Origin of the sequence: Gluconobacter sp. P1D12_c (assembly GCF_018812105.1) — a bacterium.
In the GTDB taxonomy this organism is placed as follows: domain Bacteria; phylum Pseudomonadota; class Alphaproteobacteria; order Acetobacterales; family Acetobacteraceae; genus Gluconobacter; species Gluconobacter oxydans_A.
Window position 1 is genome coordinate 1 of sequence record NZ_JACSIQ010000219.1, and the last position, 564, is coordinate 564.

Below are 564 nucleotides of genomic sequence, written 5' to 3' on the forward strand. Positions count from 1 at the left end.
GCTGCGTCTGGTCACATCCATTCGGAGTGGAACCGTGACGGCCTCGGCCATGCTGCGGAAGCTCGGATCTTATCCCCGTCAGAATGGTCTGGCTGTGGCCTTGCGTGAAGTTGGCCGGATCGAGCGGTCGGTTTTCATGCTCGACTGGATACAGGATCTGGATTTGCGCAGGCGAACCCAGGCAGGGCTCAACAAGGGAGAAGCCCGGAATGCGCTGGCTCGGGCGCTCTTCTTCAACCAGCTTGGTGAACTGCGGGATCGGCGTTTTGAAAATCAGGCTTATCGAGCGTCAGGTTTAAACCTGCTGGTGGCAGCGGTTATCCTATGGAATACGCGCTATCTTCAGTCTGCCATCGCAACGCTCGGCATTTCCGATGACCTGGCGCGGCATATTGCACCCCTCGGCTGGGAGCATATCTCTCTGACAGGGGACTATCGCTGGAATGTCGATGAGCAGCCCGAAGCGGGCGCGTTACGTCCGCTTCGGGTGCCTGCATCCCTGCTTGTCGCTTGAACCCCAATGCTGGCGGTTCTGTAGGTGTTCACCCTAAGCGTACGTAAAAT

The 564-nt window shown here is 58.0% G+C and carries 1 protein-coding gene; it reads left to right on the plus strand.

What is annotated here, in order from left to right; all coding sequences use genetic code 11:
• The coding region (locus KP705_RS16430; protein WP_215765025.1) for a Tn3 family transposase at positions 1-514 on the plus strand (514 nt) is incomplete at its 5' end.
• Between the last annotated feature and the right edge of the window lie 50 nt (positions 515-564).